We start from the raw sequence: 17,713 nt of genomic DNA, 5'->3' as shown, positions 1-17,713 counted from the left end.
GGCCGGTGGCGGCCGTCAGCGCACGACAGCGAAAGCAGGTTTGGCAGGACCATGACAGATGCATCGTGCGGCATACCCCTTGCGGCTCAAGCGGCAGACATGTGCGGTGACGTCCTGTTGTGCGAGTGGAGCGGCCCTCGTGTTCGCCATGTCGAACAACAGTCGAACTATCGAGCAATCTGGATGATAGGGAACCGCAGAACGGCGTCAATACTTCTCGCATGATTCGCCGGAGATCTCGAAACATTCGATTGCGGCGGGAAGCCACGAGAACTTGCTGACGACGAGACGAGTTCGCCCGGTCGACTGAAACTGGCCGCGGACGTCGCCGACTTTCAGCCGCGATCCCGGTCAACGGCCTTCCACAGGCCCCGAACCGAACCGCCCGGATCCCCAAGGGATCCGGGCGGTGGGCGATGCTGTCAGGTCAGGGGTCGATGGACGCCCGGTCCTGTACGCGCAACTTCCAGGTGCCGTTGAGCGGTTGTGCGGAGGCGTCGACGGTGAAGGTCTGGTCGACGTCGCCGGCGGAGCCTCCGCTGCGGTTGCGCAGGGAGTAGACGATGCCGTCCACCCGGCAAATCGGCACATGCAGCGCTGGTTTTCGGCCATCGAGCGAGCACCAGTCCCCCGCAGCCACCTCGTGGCCGGGCCGGGCACCGAGGGGCCAAGCAGTTCGGGCTCCAGTGATGCCGTCCAGGACAGTGCCGCAGTCCCTGTTGACACCCCTTGCACTGGGAACCCGGGGGTCATGAGCAAGACCGCGCTGATCGTCATCGACATGATCAACACGTACGACCACCAGGACGCCGACCTGCTGCTCCCCTCGGCCCGCCAGGTGGTTCCGGTTCTCTCCGGCCTGCTGAAGACGGCACGGTCGAGGGACGTCACGGTGATCTACGTCAACGACAACTTCGGTGAGTGGCGTTCTCATCACGGTGAGCTGCTCCAGCAAGCTCTCGCGGGGCCGCACGCCGACCTGGTGGAACCGCTGAAACCGGACCGCTCATCACTTTTCGTGCTCAAAGCACGACACTCGGTGTTCTTCGAGACCCCGCTGTCCTACCTGCTGCGCCAGCAGGACATCGAGCGCTTGGTGCTGTGCGGTCAGGTGACGGAGCAGTGTGTGCTCTATTCCGCCCTCGACGCCCACATCCGCCACTTCGAGGTCGCCGTCCCGCGCGACGCGGTCGCCCACATCCACTCCGACCTCGCGGACGCGGCACTGCGCATGATGGAGCGCAACATGGGCGCATGGGTGTGCGACAGCCGTGAGCTGTGGGACTGAGCCGCGTGCCGCCAGGTGGTCTTGGGACGTCAGACGCCACATGACCCAGCCGGCTCACCACCGCCAACGTCCGCAACGGCAACGACCGGTGCCGATGAGTCGGGCGGGTCGACGGCCGACCGCGACGCCGTCATCAGCGGCCGGTAGGCGACGGCATCTACCAGGAGTGGCAGGTCGTCGGTCTGTGACCGCATCCGTCGGGGGGCGTGCCGCGGTGCCGTACGGCTCCGACGACACGTCCTGACCGGCAGGTCATCCGAACAGACGCCGCTGGATCTCCCGCCGGTAGTCCTCCAGCGTCCGGTCGAGGTGTACCGCCGTGGCCTCGGCGGCCTCGTCGGGTCGGCCGTCGCGAATGGCGCGGTAGATGGCGTCGTGCTCCTCGACCGCGGCCGCGGTGCCCTCACCGAAGGAGTCGTGGATGCCGATCGCGCTCGACTGACGCTGCAGCCGGCGGGCGTCGCGCACCGCACTGCCGAGGAAGGTGTTGTGCGAGGCCGTGGCCACCGCCGCGTGGAAGTCGTCGTCCGCCTGGTTGAACACATCGACCTCACCATGGGCGAACCCATGGCGGCACTGCTGCATGGCGACCTCGATGGTGCGCAGTTCGGCGGGCGTGGCGCGGGTGGCGGCGAGCCTGCTCGCGGCCATCTCCTGAACCCTGCGGAACTCGAAGAGCATGAGCACGTGGTCGAGGTCGACGGGCCGGAAGAAGCCGCCCCAGCGACCGGAGACGAGCATGCCCTCGTCGTCCGCGACGAACAGTCCGCGTCCCTTGTGTGCCCTGACCCGGCCGAGCGCGGAGAGGATCTTCACCGCTTCCCGGACCACCGCCCGGCTGGTGTCCAGCTGCTGGGCCAGGTCGTTCTCCGTGGGCATCCGGTCGCCGGGGACCAGGCGCGCCTCGGCGATGAACTCCAGGATCCGCTCCGCCACGACCTCGTATCCGGGCCGGTAGTCACGCCGGTCGCCCCCGCCGTTCGCCACCGCTGCCACGGCGGGAGTGTCCTTCATGTGTGCTGCCTCCGGGTGACTGCGACGACGGCGATCCATCGGCTTTGGAGCCGCGGTCATCGTACCGCAGACCAAGATAAGTACTACTCATTTGCTCCCACCTGACGCGTCGGCCTGAGTGCTTTTGGTGCGCAAAGTGCTGATTCGCTGGCATTTTTTCCGCTCTCCCCTTGCCCTGTCGCCTGCCCTCCACCTCAGAAAAGCCGCACACACCTCTTGACGCACCCCTCGATAAGGCGACTAATTTCGTCCGCGACAGCACCGACAGAGCCGTCCGCGTCTGCCAACCCAGTGGAGTCGCTCATGCCCGTCAACAAGCCTTCGGCCCACCAGGAGACCGGGACCAGCAGGCGACGTACGGCGTTGCTGGTGGGCTGTGCCGCCACCGTGCTGCTGACCGTGGCCGCATGCGGCAGCGGCGGCACGGCAGGCAAAACCACCAAGGACGGCTTCGCCCAGGCTCCGCAGAAGGACGGCGCGCTGACCGTCTGGGTGGACTCCACTCGGCTGGCCGCCGCGAAGCAGTACCAGGCGCTCCACCCGGACGCGAAGTTGGACATCGTCACCTACGACGGCGACGCCAACGGGTCCAACTACCTCCAGACGAAGGTCCAGCTCTTCAACCGCACCCGCAAGGGCTGGCCTGACGTCGTCTTCAGCTCCCAGAACAACGAGGCCAGCTGGGCGGTCGACGCGGGTTTCACGGCGCCGCTCAACAAGGGCCTGATCCCGGACGCGACACTCGGCGGGTTCGCCAAGGGAGCCAACGACGTCTGCACCGTCAACGGCACGCTCTACTGCCTGCGCAACGACCTCTCCCAGACAGTGCTCTGGTACAACGCGCCGTTGCTGAAGGAGTTCGGCTACACCGTGCCGACGACCTGGGAGGAGTACCAGCAGCTGGGCGAGAGGGTCGCCAAGGAGCACCCCGGCTACCTCGTGGGCGACGCGGGTGACTCCTTCACGCCCGAGATCTACCTCTGGGCGAGCAAGTGCGGCGCCAACCACATCACCGGCCCCAAGTCCGTGTCCGTGAACACCACCAGCGAGGCCTGCACCAAGATGGCCAAGCTGCTGGACGTACTGATCAAGAACAAGTCCCTGTCCATCAGCGGAGTCTTCAGCACCGACTTCACCAAGAACGAGGCCGACAAGATCCTGCTCATGCCCGGTCCGGCGTGGTACGGCGGCGCGGTGTTCAAGGACGGCCTCAAGACCCCGGCGAAACAGACAGCGGTGGCCCCCATCCCCCAGTGGAAGGGTGACACCTCACCCGCCACCGGCAACGTCGGCGGCGGCACCTGGCTGCTGTCCCAGCACTCCACCCATGTCAAGGCGGCCACCGAGTTCCTGGAGTGGGTCACCACCGACAACGCCTATCAGGGCGAGAAGGCCCCCGGTTTCCCGGCCTACGCGCCCGCTGCCGAGAACTGGCTGAAGGCACAGGCCGCCTCCGGGTACTTCGCCGGTGACCTCAGCGCCCTCAAGGACGCCTCCTCACAGGTCTGGCCGGGCTGGGGCTCGGGTCAGTTCAGCCAGGAGGCGATCTGGGCAGCCACCGTCAAGCCGGGCCTCACCCAGGGCAAGACCGTCGAATCGCTGCTGCCGGCCTGGCAGGACGCGATCGTCAAGTACGCCAAGTCCAACGGATACAAGGTCGCCCAGTGACCCTCACCCACTCCTCGGCAGGCTCCGCCCAACGGCGCCGACGCGGCACGTCGGGGCAGAGCCGGGCCGGCATGGCGTTCGTCGCCGGTTATGTGCTCCTGCTGATCGCCTTCGGTGTCCTTCCGACCTGTTACGCCGTCTACTTCGCGTTCACGGACGTCGGAGGGACGTTCACCGGGTTCACCAACTTCGTCACCACCGCACAGGACTTCCGCTTCGTCGACTCCCTGGGTCATGTCGCCCTGTACCTGGTCTTCTGGCTGGTGTCGCTGGTGGTGTTCGTGGTGGGGCTGGCGCTGCTCCTGCACCGGCTGGCCTCCGGTCCGCTCAGCCAGGCGCTGCGCTTCCTCTACTACATCCCCGGCGCGCTCGCCGGCGCCGCGAGCGTCCTGGTGTGGCTGTTCATGCTCGACCCGACGGTGAGCCCGGTCAGTTCACTGCTGGAGACGCTGGGGTTCCGCACCTTCGGCGAGGTCATCGCTCCCGGCAATCTCGCGGTTCTGTTCACGATCATCGCGTTCTGGACCGGCGCGGGCGGCTGGATCGTCGTCCTGTACGGCGCGCTCAACAACATCCCCAAGGACGTCATGGAAGCCGCGCGCATCGACGGCGCGAGCGGCTGGCAGACCGCCTGGCGGGTGCAGATCCCCATGCTCCGCAAATGGATCGTGTACATGGTGATCCTGGCCTTCGCGGGCGGCGCCCAGCTCTTCGTCGAGCCGCAACTGCTCTCCCTCGCCAGCGTGGGCGTGGCCGGCCGCGACTACTCCCTGAACCAGCTGACGTACGACTTCGCCTTCCAGATGAACGACATCAACGGCGCCGCCGCGGTCTCGGTGGAGCTCCTGGTCGTCAGCGTGTCGGTCGCCGGTGTCTTCGTCGCACGCTCGGGGTTCTTCGATGCCGACTGAGACGCCCCGCACTCGCCCTGTCCCCGGCGCGCGCACGGAACGGGAGCCGAGCGTCATGAGCCGAACCCCGCACCGGCACCCACGGCAGCGCCGTCGGCAGCCGCGGCACACGGCGTCCCGGCTGCTGACCGGCTCCGTGCTCGCCGTGTTCGTGGTGTTCTTCGTCCTGCCCGTGCTGTGGCTTCTGCTCGCGGCGACCAAGACCGACCGGCAACTCGTCCACGACAACCCGCTGTCCTTCGGCTCCTGGCACGCACTCACGGCCAACTGGCACGCGCTCACGGCCTTCCAGGACGACGCCGTTCTGCTGTGGCTGCGCAACTCCGCCCTCTATGCCGTGCTCTCACTCGTCATCACCCTGTGCTTGGCCGTTCCCGCCGGATACGCGCTGGCGATGACCGAGTTCCGCGGGCGTCGCACGCTGCTGATCGCGACCCTGGTCGTGATGCTCATGCCGAACGCCACGCTCGTGGTGCCGCTGTTCCTGGAGATCAACGCCGTGCACCTGATCGGCACGATGTGGTCGATCGTCCTGCCGTACGCCTTCTACCCGTTCGGCGTGTACCTGACGTACATCTACTTCACCACCGCCGTGCCCAGGGACCTCCTGGCGGCGGCGCGGATCGACGGCTGCTCCGAGTTCGGCGTCTTCCGCCATGTGGCCCTGCCGCTGGCAACCCCCGTCGTCGCGCTGGTCGGGTTCTTCAGCTTCGTCGCCAACTGGACCAACTACTTCCTGCCCTACGTGATGCTCCCGGAGAGCGACCAGATGCCGATCCAGGTGGGCGTCGGCAGTCTGCTCAGCGATGTGCCGTCGTTCAATCCGACCGTCGGCGATCTCGCGATCGAGCGCCCGCAGCTGGCGCTGGCGACGCTGGTGGCCATCACCCCGGTGCTGGTCGTCTTCCTGTTCGCCCAGCGCTTCCTGGTCAGCGGAATGCTCGCGGGCGCCACCAAGGAGTGAGCACCCGGGCCCACCCGCATCGCGAACACCCCCCGCACCGCCGCCCTCACACGGAGACCTCCCTCATGACCTTCAGCTCTCACGACCACGTCTCAGGAGAGGACAGCCCGGCCTCCGCACCCGAGGTCCAGGCCACGGTGCCGTTGCTCGAACCACCCGGCTGGGCCCTGTCCCAGCGCGCGCTGTTCGATCTGCTCGACCACGCCTGGCGCCGCTTCGAACACGACTTCACCGGCCCGGACGGACGGCTCGACTACTCCGGCCGGCTGACCACCCGTGACGGTGTGGACGACTTCTACGAGGTGTTCTTCAACTGGCCGCAGCTCTACCTCCTCGGCGGCGCCGACGACCTGCTGGCCGCCAGTGAGCGGCACTGGGAGGGCGTGACCCGCCAGCTCACCGAACTGGGCATGCTGCACGACGAGTTCGAGCGCGGCTACGACTGGTTCCATCAGGGCGAGAGCCTGCTGCTGCTCTACTTCCTGTGCATGGCCGCCCCCGACCGCTGGGCCGAACGCGCCCTGCGCTTCGCCGAGTTGTACGTCGACCCCGCCAAGGGCAACTACGACCCCCGGCACCGCGTCGTCACCCGCCCGCACAACGGCAGCGACCCCGACCGCACGGGCCTGTTCGACGGCGACGTATACCCCTGGCTGCCGAAGGAGGCGCAGACCTACGGCTTCCCGCTCGACTGGATCCCCGAAGCCGACGGCGGCCCCTACCCGCTCTCGGCGGACCCGCGGCTCGGCGCGCAGATGCGGGACCGGATGGGCGTCGGCGACACCGCGCTGAACCTCGCCGCGGCGGGACTGGTCCTCAATGCCTGGATCCTGTCCGGCGAGGACCGCTACCGGGACTGGATCGTCGAGTACGTGGGCGCCTGGCGGGAGCGCACCCGGGAGCAGGGCGGCCTGATCCCGGACAACGTCGGACCGGACGGGGTCGTCGGCAGCCTGCTGGAAGGCCGCTGGTACGGCGGCCACTACGGCTGGTCCTGGCCGCACGGGTGGCACAGCGTCGGCAGCGCCGCCTGTGTGGCGGCGCTGGCGGCGGCGACCGTCACCGGTGACGACGACTACCTCTCCATGGTCGCGACCTCGCTGGACGCCCTGATCGACCGCGGCAAGGTGATGCCCCACACCGAGGCGGACTCCAGCCTCCCCTCCAAGTGGGCGGCCGAACTGGGCCCGGACATCCACACGCCCACGCTCCACCTGCCGTTCCGGCACAACGACTCGGGCTGGTTCGACCACAACCCGGCCACACCGCCCGTGCCGGTGGCCCTGTGGCACCACACCGCCTCGCAGGCCGACCGCGCCCGGCTGGAGCGGCTGCGTGCGGCCGACGGCATCGACTGGCGCACCGTGCGGCCGTTCCGCGCCAAGGAGGAGTCCGGGCACGAGAAGGCGTGGTTCGCGTTCCTGGCCGGGGACGACCCCGGCTACCCCGAACGGATCCTCGCGGCCGCCCAGGCCCAGATCCGTCACCGCCTCCGGCGCGTCGACCGCTACCGCGACCTGGACGTGCCCGAGGCCGACATCCATGTGTGGCAGCAGTGCAACCCAGTGGTGACCGAGGCCCTGGTGCAGCTGACCTGGGGCGGGCCCCAGGTGCTGTACAACGGCGGCCTCCAGCAGGCCCGGCTGCGCTACCACGACGCGGACGCCCGCCGTGCCGGCCTGCCACCGGACGTGGCCGCCCTGGTCACCTCCATCGACCCGGAGGCCACCACCGTCGAGCTGATCAACCTCTCCCCCGACACCGGCCACGCGGTGATCGTCCAGGCCGGCGCGTTCGCCGAACACACCATCACCGGTGTCCGGTACACGACCTGTGCGGACGACGGCTGGATCGGCGACCTGTACGACTACGGCCACACCGATCCGGCGGTCCGCGAGGCCGAAGCCCCTTGCGAAGGACCTTTTCTGACGGTCCGTCTACCGGCTTCCACCCGCATCCGGCTCACCTTGCGGTTCCGGTTGCGCACCCGCACTCCCAGCTACCGCACGCCGTTCGACACTCCCGCCGACGGGACATTCTTGTAGGCCCGTTCCCTTGCCGGTGTCGCCGTCGCCTGCCAGATGTCCACCGTCCGACCGTTCTCTTCGGCCCTGCGTTGAAGCACTTCGACTCCGGCCGCCGGGGCCAGCGGTCGGTCGATGACGCCGGTCGTCTTCACCGTCCACGAGCTCAAGCGGCTCGCGCGCAACGCGGCCGAGCTGAGGACGCTGTCAGTCGAGCTCCAGGCCGGCGGCATCCAACTCGAACTCCTCACCGGCCCACTCACCGGCATCTACGACCCCAACGGCATGGGCGCCATGCCCGTGGAGGCCGCCGCCCACCGTGGACAGGGAGAGATCGTGCGCCAGCCTGGCTTGGACGCCGGCCGCCGTCATCTCGTCGAACTCGACGCCGAGCGTCTTGGCGTACGGCGCGAGCGCGTACACCTCTTCGGCTTCAAGTGTGACCACGAGCCACCCCCCTCCTGATTGACGACGTTGACTCAGGTCGTCAATCGAGTGGGGGGAAGCCCTCGGGGGCCAGGCCCGTACCGTGCCGGACCTGGCCCCGGCCTGTCAGTTCTGCAGGCGCCAGTGCTGGTTGGCGCCGCCCGAGCAACTCCACAGCTGGACCTTCGTCCCGTTGGCAGTCGCCTGGCCGTTGGCGTCCAGGCAGAGCCCCGACTGCGCTGCTGTGATCGTGCCGTCGGGGTTGACGTTCCATTGCTGGTCCGGCTGCCCGGTGCAGTCCCAGATGGCCGCCGGGGTGCCGTTGCCCGCCCCCTGGCCGACTCCCAGGCACTTGTTGCCGTAGACGACCAGCTGCTTTCCGGTGGTGTGGGTCCACCGCTGGTTGGAGCCGCCGTTGCAGTCCCACAGCTGTGCCTGCGTGCCGTTGGCCGTGGTCGAGTTGTTGATGTCGAGGCAGCGTCCGGACTGCTGGCCGACGATCTCCTGGTTGTCCGAGGGCTGCGGCGTCGGCGGCGTGTTCGAGCCGAACTGCGTGAAGAACTGCCACACCGCCGCCGACGTCCACGTGCGCCAGCCGTCACCGGTGGAGCCGTCTATGGGACCGGGGTCGTGGCCCGCTCCGTCGAACGCGGCCCAGACGACGGGGTATCCGGACCTGCATCCCGAGTAGGTGGTGATGGTGTGCGTCAGGCTTCCGTTGGCCGGCTCGGGCGGGTTCTGCGGGGTGCAGCCGTTCGTCCGGACGAAAGTGTCGCGCAGGTCTCGTCCCGACTGGATGGGCAGCACGTTGTCCCTGAGGCCGTGCAGTCCCATGTAGGCGATGGGCTGGTTGCCGCCGTTGCACCCGCTGAGGTTGGCGCCGGAGTAGACGGCGACCGCGCGGAAGACCGTCGCCCGGGAGCAGGCGAGGGCGTACGACATGGCGCCGCCATAGCTGAAGCCGGCGGAGAACAACTGGGTGGTGTCTACGCACAGGCCCGATTCGATCTGGTTGACCATGGCGTCGACGAAGGCCACGTCCTGGCCGCCGGGGTTGGCCCAGCCGTTGCCGTTGCCCTGCGGGGCGACGAAGATCGTGCCGTTGTTCGCGTTGTCCGCCAGGCGCCTGAGACCGTAGTAGGACCAGTTGTACCCGTCCGTGCCGCCCGAGTCGACGTCGTTCGCGGTGCCGCCCCGCCAGTGGAAGCCGAAGACCAGCCGGTAGGGGTGGTTGCTGTCGTAGCCGGCCGGCACCCGCAGGATGTAACTGCGATTCTGGCCGCCGCTCTGAATCGTGTGGTTGCCGCTGGTCAGCGTCGGCGCCCTGCCGCAGCCGGCGCTCGCCGCCGCGGCGGACTTCGTGGCCGGTGCGGGTGCGCCGAGGGCGCTGCTGAACGAGGTGCCCGCGGTTGTCAGGATGAGAAGCAGTGCGGCCGCGATGGACATTAAGAGCGGTTTACGTTCCATGCTCTCCTTCTTCCGTCGTCGAGTTCTTGTGTCCTACGGGGAGCGCCGGTTCACACGGCGGTGATGGTCCACGCGTTGTTGGTGCTGGAGTTCGGGGTCCACAGCACCGTGGTGGAGCCGGCTGTGGTGCTGCCGCTGCCGTCAAGAGCGGTGCCGGTGCCCCGGTTGACGATCTGATAGCGGTTGTTGCCGAGGCTGTTGAGTGACCACTGCTGGTTGTTGCCGCCGTTCCATGTCTCCTGGCGGGCGGGAGCGCCGTTGGCGGCGTTGCCATAGCTGTCGGCGGCCATGCCGTTGGTGCGGTTGATGATGCGGTAGTAGCCGTTGCCGAGGTCGATCAGCTGCCACTGGAGGTTGGTGCTTCCGTCGTAGTTCCACTGCTTGAGGTTGGAGCCGGAGGCGACATTGCCCCCGCTGTCGAGCACCAGTCCGCTGGTCACGTTGGCGATCCTGACCCAGGTCGTGGAGCCGCCCGGCGCGCCGAGGACGGGGATCTCACCGGAGAAGGTGAGCTTGACCGTGTACGCCAGGGCATTGAACGGCGGGTTGGACGAGGGCATGGTGAGGTGCAGGCCGGACGCGTCCTGGGTCGGTGCGGGCAGGTCGATGTACGTGCCGGCGGTGTTGTTGAGCAGTTGGGCGCCGGTCAGGCTGCTGAGGTTGATCTGGTTCGAGTTCAGCGTCGTGACGGTCATGGTGCCGCCCTGCCAGCCCAGCGCGGTGGCGTACAGGACCTTGTTGTCGCGGCTGCGGGTGAACCGGATGTCCTGCGGTTTGCCGGCCACCGGTCCGCTGAAGGAGCCTCCGCCCATCTTGGTGGGGCCCTCGCCGTAGCTGGACCAGGCGCGGGTGGAGTAGACCGCCTCTCCGAAGCGGCCGAGCCAGTCGCCCATGGCGAGCAGGATGGACTGCTGCCCGGAGGGGATGGTGCCGTCTGCCATCGGGGCGATGTTGAGCAGCATGCTGCCGCCCTTGCTGACCCGGTCGATCAGCGAGTGCAGCAGCGCCTGCGTCGAGTAGTAGCCGATGCCCTCCGTGTAGCACCAGCTGGAGGAGGAGATGCTGTCGTCGGTCAGCCAGTAGGGGGTGAGCAGCCCTGCCGGGCCGCCGCGCTCGAAGTCGAAGACCTCGCCCTTGTTGTTGAGGCCGTCCTTGTAGGTGGCGACCACGTCCTTGTTCCATGCGACGGCCTGGTTGTAGTAGTGCGCGAGGAACTGGAGCCGGTAGGACTCCTGCACCAGGTGCAGGTTGAAGTCCTGCCAGACCAGGTCCGGTTGGTAGCCGTCGATGACCTCGATCAGCTTGTCGTACCAGAGCTTGTTCTCCGCGGCCGAGCCCTGCTGGCCGTAGAGGATGCGCAGGTTGGCGTCGGACTGGGACGGTACGTTGTCGTAGAAGCCGGTGAAGTGGTAGGCGTGGTGCAGGGATGCCATGAACTTCAGGCCCTGTCCGCGGATCGACTGCGACTGCAGTCCCACGAGGTCGAGCCTGGGGCCGTGCTGGACCGAGTTCCACGGGTTGGACCGGCTGTTCCACATGGAGAAGCCGTCGTGGTGCTCGGCGACCGGGCCGGCGAACCTGGCGCCCGCGGCCTTGAACAGCCGGGCCCAGGCGTCCGGGTCCCACTTGCCGCCCTGGGAGACCAGCTTGGGGGCGAACTGTACGAAGTTGCCCGCCTTGTCACGGGCACCGTCGATGAAGTTGTTGTACGGCCATGCCGAGGGGTCTCCGTAGACGGCCTTGTGGTGGTTGTTCTCGGCCGAGCCGCCGATGTACATGTTGCGCGGGTACCACTCGTTGCCGAACGCGGGGACGCTGAAGACGCCCCAGTGGTAGTAGATGCCGAACTTGGCGTCCTGGAACCAGGCCGGGGCCGGGGGGTGCTGGTCCACGGAGGACCAGCTCGCGGTGTAGCTTCCGGGGCCGTCGGTCGCGGCGGCCTCGGGGGCGAACCGCAGCAGGCCGGCGGCCGCCGACGCGCCGGCCGCCGCAAGCAGTCGGCGCCGGCTGAGCGGCAGGGAGGAGGAGGACATGTGGGGGCCTCTCAGGGGGAAATGACGGACGTCGTGCCTTCGGTCGCTGATGGTCAGCCGGGCACCTGGATCAGTCGCGCGTCCACTTCTGGTTGCTGCTGCCGTTGCAGGTCCACAGCTGCAGCAGGGTGCCGTTGGCCGTTCCGGCGCCGGTGGCGTCGAGGCACAGGCCGGACTGGTCACCGGTGATCGTGCCGTCGGCGTGGATCGTCCACTTCTGGTTGCCGCCGCCGGTGCAGTCCCAGATGTCCACCTTCGTGCCGGGGCTGGTGCCCTGGCCCGCGGCGTCCAGGCAGTCGCTGCCGTAGACCCGCAGCTCACCGGCGGCGGTGTTCGTCCACTGCTGGTTGCTGCCGCCGTTGCAGTCCCACAGCGCCACCTGAGTTCCGGCCGTCTGCGACTGGTTCGGTACGTCCACGCACCGGCCGGAGCCGACCCCGACGATCGCGCCGGTCGTGCCGCCGTCGCTTCCGCCGCTGCCGGGCGTGATGGACAGGTTGTCGAACTGTGCCGTCTCACCCTGGCTGGTCCCGTAGCCGATCTGCCCGGCCGCCCAGGTGCGGTCGTTCACGGAACCGACGGTGGCGCCGTCGATGACGGCGGTGATCGTGGTGCCGGAGAAGGTGAGGGACACGGTGTGCCACCGGTTGGTGCCGAGTGCCGCGGTCGTGCCGCGGGCGAGGGTGGTGACGGTGCCGTTGGTGTTCGAGTTGAGGATCGACCAGGCCCCGGTGTCGCTCACCCGCAGGCGGTAGGCGTTCTGACCGCCGGTTCGGTCGTAGTCGTGCCCGCCCGCACGGCCGATCAGCTCGGCGTATCCGGGTTGTTCCAGCAGCACGTCCGACGTGAGGGTGTAGTTGCCCCAGCTCACGTCACCGAGCAGGGCGTGCGGATCGGTCAGCGAGTCCCAGGTGATCGGCTTCTGCGGGCTCATCTGGCGTACGCACTTTCCGCTGCGGCCGCCGCCGCAGCCCACCGCCTCGAAGGCGCCCTGCCAGTCCATGAGGTACTTCGCCTCGGTGCCGGTGGCGTAGCCGTCGAAGGAGTCGCTGTACGGCAGCTTCAGCGCGCTCCGGGCGGGACCGGTGGCGGTGCCCTTGCCCTGTCCGGTCGTGGTGGTCAGGGTGTACAGGTGGCCGGGCTGGACGGTCAGGCTGAATCCGCCGCCGGACGGGGTGATGTCCGTGGTGTGCACGAAGTGGTCGGCCGGGTTGGCGGACCCGACGTCCGTGGACCAGACGTGGACGGTTCCGGCGGACAGTCCCCCGGTGACGTTGAAGTTCAGCGTCTGCGCGCTGCCGGCGTCCACGGTCTCGATGACCGTGGAGTAGTCGGAGTTGTTCGGGGACTTGAGCGAGACGTAGCTTCCGTTGGCGCGGTTGCCGCCGATGTAGCCGCTGGAGGCGTCGAGGTAGTGCCATCCGGGAGCGGTGAACTGGCTGGTGTGCGCCATCACCCAGGTGTTCTTGCCGATCGAGTACGAGCCGGACCACGGCTGCGAGGCCAGGGCCATGCCCATGGTGGGGTACGGCAGGTTGGGGGTGAGGGCGGCGACCACCGGCCAGTTGAGGTACGCGGTCATCCGTCCGTCGATGTATCCGCGGTTGATGCCGCGGGCCATGGCCTGCGCTCCCCCGTTGTAGTCGTCCGAGCCGTTCTCGCTCGCCCACAACGGCTTGCCGGAGGACATGGCGGCCGCCGGCACCGAGCAGGTGGACTGGGAGGACCGGTAGCCGCAGGGATAGTGCGTGCCGATGGCGCTCACCGCGGAGGCGAACGAAGGGTTGGAGTTGACGTCGTTCGCCACGGACCAGTCCGAGTCGGCCGCGACGATCTTGACGCTGCCGTAGCCGTTGCTGTTGAGGGCGCTCCGCAGCTGCTGGTACCAGGAGACGTTGTAGCCCCGCTCGTTCCATCCGCCGAGGTAGTCGATGCTCAGCCCGTGCTGCTTGGCGCAGCCCAGCCACGAGACCAGGTAGTTGACCATGTCGGTGGACCAGAAGTTGCCGTTGCCGATCCAGCCCGGGGCGCCCCAGGCGAGCCCGTACAGCTTGATGTTCGGGTTGCGGGCCTTGGCCTGCTCCATCAGCCACCATTCGTAGCCCCGGTCGCAGTTCAGGTCGGAGCGAGTGTGCTGGTGGCTGGGTTCGGCTCCCGAGGTGGAGTTGGTGTCCCCGCCGATCTCGGCCTTGAGCATCTGCAGGGAGGCGCCGTAGCCGGGCCGGAAGAGGTAGTCGAGGACCTGGCCGCGCTGGGGCTCGGGATAGTCGATCAGGAGCCTGCTGTTGCCGCCTCCCCCGCTGATCGCGCCGACGCCGTCGAAGGTCCGTCCGCCGGACGCGCCGTTGAGGGTGATGGAGGTGGCCGCCCGGGCCGGAGCGGCGGCTGTGCCCACGACGCCGCCGGCGGCCAGGACGAGGCCCGCGAGTACGGCCGTCGGGACGCGCAGGCGCCGTAACAGCCGTCCGAATGCTGACACGGTGGTTCCTTTCGCAGGTGGGGGGTGTCCACGGCCGGTGTGGTCGGCGGACGGTTCAGCGGACGAAGAAGTCCTGGTTGGTGCCGGGTGCGTTCTTGCACTGCCACTGGTCCAGTTGCTGGCCCGAGTTGCCGCCGGCGCCGTAGACGTCCAGGCACAGGCCGCTGTTGCGGTTCTGGAAGGCGTAGGAGCCGTCGGACTGGCGCACCGGCAGCCAGAGGCCGTTGGCCGCTGTACCGGGGGGCTGTTGGACGATGTCCGGGGTGCCTGCCGTCGTGGATCCGCCGGCGACCGCCACGTCCTGGCCGGAGCTCTGGGCGCGCAGTTCGCCGTAACCGCCCGAGGCCGGTACGAACTGGAACTGCTGGTTGCTCTGCCCGTTGCAGGTCCACTGGTCGATCGCGGCGCCCGCGCTGCCCGAGTTGCCGTACACGTCCAGACACAAGTTGTTGTTGGCGACGACGAGTTGGTGAGCGCCGGCCGGGAAGCCCTCGCCGCCGGAAGAGGCCGGGGTCAGATAGACGGCGAACGCGTCGTGCGCGGCCTGGAACGTCAAGGGCACGGTGATCGAGCCGCCCGAGGCGCTCAGGTTCTGGTCGTAGACGGTCAGTGGCGCACCGAGCGGTGCCTGGTCCGGGATGCGGTGCACGGTGACGTGCACGCTGCCGGCGTTCGTCAGCCAGGGCACGGACGACAGCCCGTTGAAGGTCACGGACGCGGTGCCGGAGTTGCCGTTGGCGTCGCCGATGATGGCCACCGCGCGCTTGTTGGTGGGGTCCTCGGAGGCCGAGATCGCGGTCGAGCCGACCTGGCCGGAGGTGTCGACGAGGGTTCCGGTCATGTCGGCGTAGTCGCGCAGCGCCCACCAGTTGCCCGTCGGCTGCCAGGTGCCCCCGCTCTGGGTGAGGACTCCCGTCAGGTTGGGGGTGACGCAGCAGACCCAGTTGCCGCGCATCGCGTTGGTGTACCCGGACTGCGCGAACCGCGCCAGGTACCAGGCGGTCACCCCGGCGGTCTGCCGGTCGGCGGGCTGGTACTCGTTCGCGGACAGCGGCAGCGGGCCGATGCCCGCCGTGGTCAGGGCACTGTTGAGGGACTGGGAGACGGTGACCGGGTCGTCGACGTCACCCTCGTCGTGGTTGGTGATCATGTCCGGGACCGTCCCGGCCGCCTTCACGTGCGCCAGCCAGGTCCGCCATTCCCCCGGGTTGCTCTGCGGTGTGAAGGCGAGCGACGGCCCGACGATCTGCGCCGAGGGGGCGATGCGCCGGATCTCCCGGTAGGCGGTGTCCCACATCTGGAAGTACTGGGCGCTGTTCACCCCCCGGGTCCAGAAGGCGGAGATGTCCGGCTCGTTCCAGATGTCGTAGGAAAACTTCAGCCCCGATGCCTGCAGTGCTCCCACCGTTGAGTCGATGAAGCCGATCCAGTTGGAGCAGTCACCGTTGTCGCACGGGTACCTCGTGTTCGACGGCTGCCCGCCGTTGGCGCCGTAGATGTCACTGACCAGTACCTGGTACTGCGCGTGATACGGCGGCTGGGTGAGCCGTTTCGCCTGCGCGACGATCGAGTCGAGGTCCGCCCGAGTGGCCGATCCGTACTGGTAGTTGTCACGGATCCAGCCGCCGGAGAACCATCCCCCGCCGCGGAACGCGTTCATCCCCAGCGGCTTGATGAACTGGTCGGCCGGCTGGCTGCCGTCCTGCGTGAAGCCGTAGAGGAACCCCTCACCCACACCGGTCGACGGGCCCCGCGTCGACGCCAGGTTGACGCTCAGCATCTCGCCCGAGACGGCCCTGCTCTCGGCGGTCGCCGACAGCTGCAGCACGAACGCCAAGACGATGCCGACGGCCAATACCAGACGGCCGGGTCTCGCTCTCGTCCTCATTCGGTCCTCCTGCGTTCCCGGGGTCAACTCAGTGACCACTGCTGGTTGGATCCGCCGTTGCAGGTCCACAGCTCCACGGCGGTGCCGTTGGCGGTGGCGGCGCCGGTCACGTCCAGACACAGGCCCGACTGGGCGCTGGTGACGGTGCCGTTGGCGTTGACGTTCCACTGCTGGTTGGCCTGGCCGTTGCAGGTCCAGGTGATGACCTTGGTGCCGGGGCTGGCGCCCTGGTTGGAGGCGTCCAGGCACAGCCGGCTGCTGCCGGAGTACACGGCGAGCTCGCGGGAGTCGGTCCGGGACCAGGTCTGGTTCGCCGCTCCGGTGCAGTCCCGGATCTGCGTCTGCGTACCCGGCGTCGTGGACGCGCCCGGCACCTCCAGGCACTTGCCCGCGCCCACCGCGTGCAGCGCGGTCGACGTACCGCCGCCCCCGGCGCCGTAACCGGCCGCGGTGATACTGGCCTGCACGGCGTTCTCGGTGGCGTCGGAAGGGTAGCCCGCCGTCATCGCGCCCTCGAAGAACTCGCCCACGCCGTTGGGGCTGTTGTCGCCCCCGGTGCCCAGCAGGACCGAGCTGTCGACCTTCATCGGTGAGTAACCGTTCGGCAGGGGGCCGGAGAAGGTGGTGGTCAGGCCGCCGCTCGCGCCGTTGCCGTATTTGAGAGTGAAGTTGCTGGTGCCGTTGTTCTTCAGCCACGCGCTGACGAACGGGTAGTGCACACCGGGGTTGTTCGGGTCCTTGTTGGAGCCGGTGTTGGTGTGGAACATGCCGTTCTCCAGGTCGGCCTCGACCCACGGGCCGCTGCCGGTGCAGCCGCCGAACCAGCAGGCGGTGCCCCAGTAGATGGCGTTCATGGTGGCGTTGCCGGTGTCGGTGTGGGAGTTCTCACCGCTGCCGTAGTCGAAGCAGCACCACTGGCTCGTGTAGTTCGACGAGGTCACCATGTAGATGCCTTCGGGCTGGGCTCCGGTGGGCACTCCCTTCGCGTGGTCGAGCCGGTAGCCGACACCGGGGGTGACCTTGACGCCGAAGACCTGGTGGCCGGCCGCGGTCACCGGCAGGGCCATGGCGTCCGCGCCGACGTCGGACCCGTTCGGCCCCGGCCCCTTCCAGTAACCGCCCCAGGAGATCGGCATGTCGTTGTGCTGGGCGGTCTGGTCGTAGATCTTCGTGATCGTGCACGAGGTGCCCGAGCAGAACGACACCTGGGACGCGCCGTCCGCGTACCCGCCCGCACCGAGCAGTCCGATGTCGCGGTAGTTGTGATCGGAGGCCCGCTGAATCTGGTAAAGCGGCCCGTTGTACGACGCGAAGAGCGCCCTGGTCGTGGAGTGCGCCGTCACGCACGGCGTACCGCCCGCGGCGTACAGGTCGCACGGGAGCGACACGTCCGCCACACGGTGGGCCGCCGGATGGACGACGGATGGTGCATCGGCCCTCGTGGATGTCGCGAACGCCGGTGCGCCGAACGCGATCAGGACCATCGCCAGGGCGGACAGGAGCACTGCTTTCCCTCGTCTGCGTCGGCGATCATCGGCTGGTTCGAGCATG

General features: G+C 68.4%; 12 protein-coding genes and 1 pseudogene. 6 read left to right on the top strand and 7 right to left on the bottom strand.

The window, feature by feature from the left end; translation table 11 throughout:
- Window positions 1-427: 427 nt before the first annotated feature.
- Window positions 428-568, bottom strand: a pseudogene (locus tag ACIRP7_RS23115) (proprotein convertase P-domain-containing protein); the annotation flags it as partial.
- Window positions 569-751: 183 nt separating this feature from the next.
- On the opposite strand from ACIRP7_RS23115, the gene ACIRP7_RS23110 reads away from it, so the two are divergent.
- Window positions 752-1,288, top strand: a complete 537-nt coding sequence (locus ACIRP7_RS23110; protein WP_403662529.1) for a cysteine hydrolase family protein — start codon at window positions 752-754, stop codon at window positions 1,286-1,288.
- A 252-nt stretch (window positions 1,289-1,540) separates the two neighbouring features.
- Here ACIRP7_RS23110 and ACIRP7_RS23105 read toward each other — a convergent pair whose 3' ends face one another.
- Window positions 1,541-2,302, bottom strand: a complete 762-nt coding sequence (locus ACIRP7_RS23105; protein ID WP_403662526.1) for a FadR/GntR family transcriptional regulator — start codon at window positions 2,300-2,302, stop codon at window positions 1,541-1,543.
- 303 nt (window positions 2,303-2,605) lie between these two features.
- On the opposite strand from ACIRP7_RS23105, the gene ACIRP7_RS23100 reads away from it, so the two are divergent.
- The 5 genes from ACIRP7_RS23100 (at window position 2,606) to ACIRP7_RS23080 (ending at window position 8,334) form a co-directional block, all read left to right on the top strand.
- Window positions 2,606-3,970: an ABC transporter substrate-binding protein gene (locus ACIRP7_RS23100; RefSeq protein WP_403662523.1), complete on the top strand. Its 1,365-nt coding sequence runs from the start codon at window positions 2,606-2,608 to the stop codon at window positions 3,968-3,970.
- Window positions 3,967-4,881 (top strand): carbohydrate ABC transporter permease, encoded by a 915-nt coding sequence (locus ACIRP7_RS23095; RefSeq protein ID WP_403662520.1) that lies wholly within the window; start codon window positions 3,967-3,969, stop codon window positions 4,879-4,881. The genes ACIRP7_RS23100 and ACIRP7_RS23095 overlap by 4 nt, the downstream gene beginning before the upstream one ends.
- 55 nt (window positions 4,882-4,936) lie before the next feature.
- On the top strand, window positions 4,937-5,845 hold the full coding sequence (locus ACIRP7_RS23090; protein WP_403662517.1) for a carbohydrate ABC transporter permease: 909 nt from the start codon (window positions 4,937-4,939) through the stop codon (window positions 5,843-5,845).
- 65 nt (window positions 5,846-5,910) lie between these two features.
- Window positions 5,911-7,890: a hypothetical protein gene (locus ACIRP7_RS23085; protein ID WP_403662514.1), complete on the top strand. Its 1,980-nt coding sequence runs from the start codon at window positions 5,911-5,913 to the stop codon at window positions 7,888-7,890.
- Between the two features lie 114 nt (window positions 7,891-8,004).
- Complete coding sequence (locus ACIRP7_RS23080; RefSeq protein ID WP_403662512.1) at window positions 8,005-8,334, top strand: hypothetical protein; 330 nt, start codon at window positions 8,005-8,007, stop codon at window positions 8,332-8,334.
- Window positions 8,335-8,421: 87 nt separating this feature from the next.
- On the opposite strand, the gene ACIRP7_RS23075 is transcribed toward ACIRP7_RS23080, so the two are convergent.
- From ACIRP7_RS23075 to ACIRP7_RS23055, 5 genes are all read right to left on the bottom strand, one after another.
- A complete protein-coding gene (locus ACIRP7_RS23075) occupies window positions 8,422-9,741 on the bottom strand; it encodes a ricin-type beta-trefoil lectin domain protein (RefSeq protein WP_403662725.1) in 1,320 nt (439 codons plus the stop codon).
- 71 nt (window positions 9,742-9,812) lie between these two features.
- Window positions 9,813-11,795: an alpha-L-fucosidase gene (locus tag ACIRP7_RS23070; RefSeq protein ID WP_403662509.1), complete on the bottom strand. Its 1,983-nt coding sequence runs from the start codon at window positions 11,793-11,795 to the stop codon at window positions 9,813-9,815.
- Window positions 11,796-11,865: 70 nt separating this feature from the next.
- A complete protein-coding gene (locus tag ACIRP7_RS23065) occupies window positions 11,866-14,274 on the bottom strand; it encodes a ricin-type beta-trefoil lectin domain protein (protein ID WP_403662506.1) in 2,409 nt (802 codons plus the stop codon).
- A 55-nt stretch (window positions 14,275-14,329) separates the two neighbouring features.
- Window positions 14,330-16,162 carry an RICIN domain-containing protein gene (locus tag ACIRP7_RS23060; RefSeq protein ID WP_403662503.1) on the bottom strand — a complete coding sequence of 611 codons (1,833 nt, stop codon included), beginning with the start codon at window positions 16,160-16,162 and terminating at the stop codon, window positions 14,330-14,332.
- A gap of 23 nt (window positions 16,163-16,185) precedes the next feature.
- The gene (locus ACIRP7_RS23055) at window positions 16,186-17,712 is read right to left on the bottom strand and encodes an arabinofuranosidase catalytic domain-containing protein (RefSeq protein ID WP_403662500.1); all 1,527 of its coding nucleotides are present in this window, start codon (window positions 17,710-17,712) and stop codon (window positions 16,186-16,188) included.
- Between the last annotated feature and the right edge of the window lies 1 nt (window position 17,713).

Source organism: Streptomyces sp. NPDC102270 (genome assembly GCF_044766405.1).
In the GTDB taxonomy this organism is placed as follows: domain Bacteria; phylum Actinomycetota; class Actinomycetes; order Streptomycetales; family Streptomycetaceae; genus Streptomyces.
Note: the sequence above shows the minus strand (reverse complement) of the source record. Positions and strands in the feature narration are given on the sequence as shown.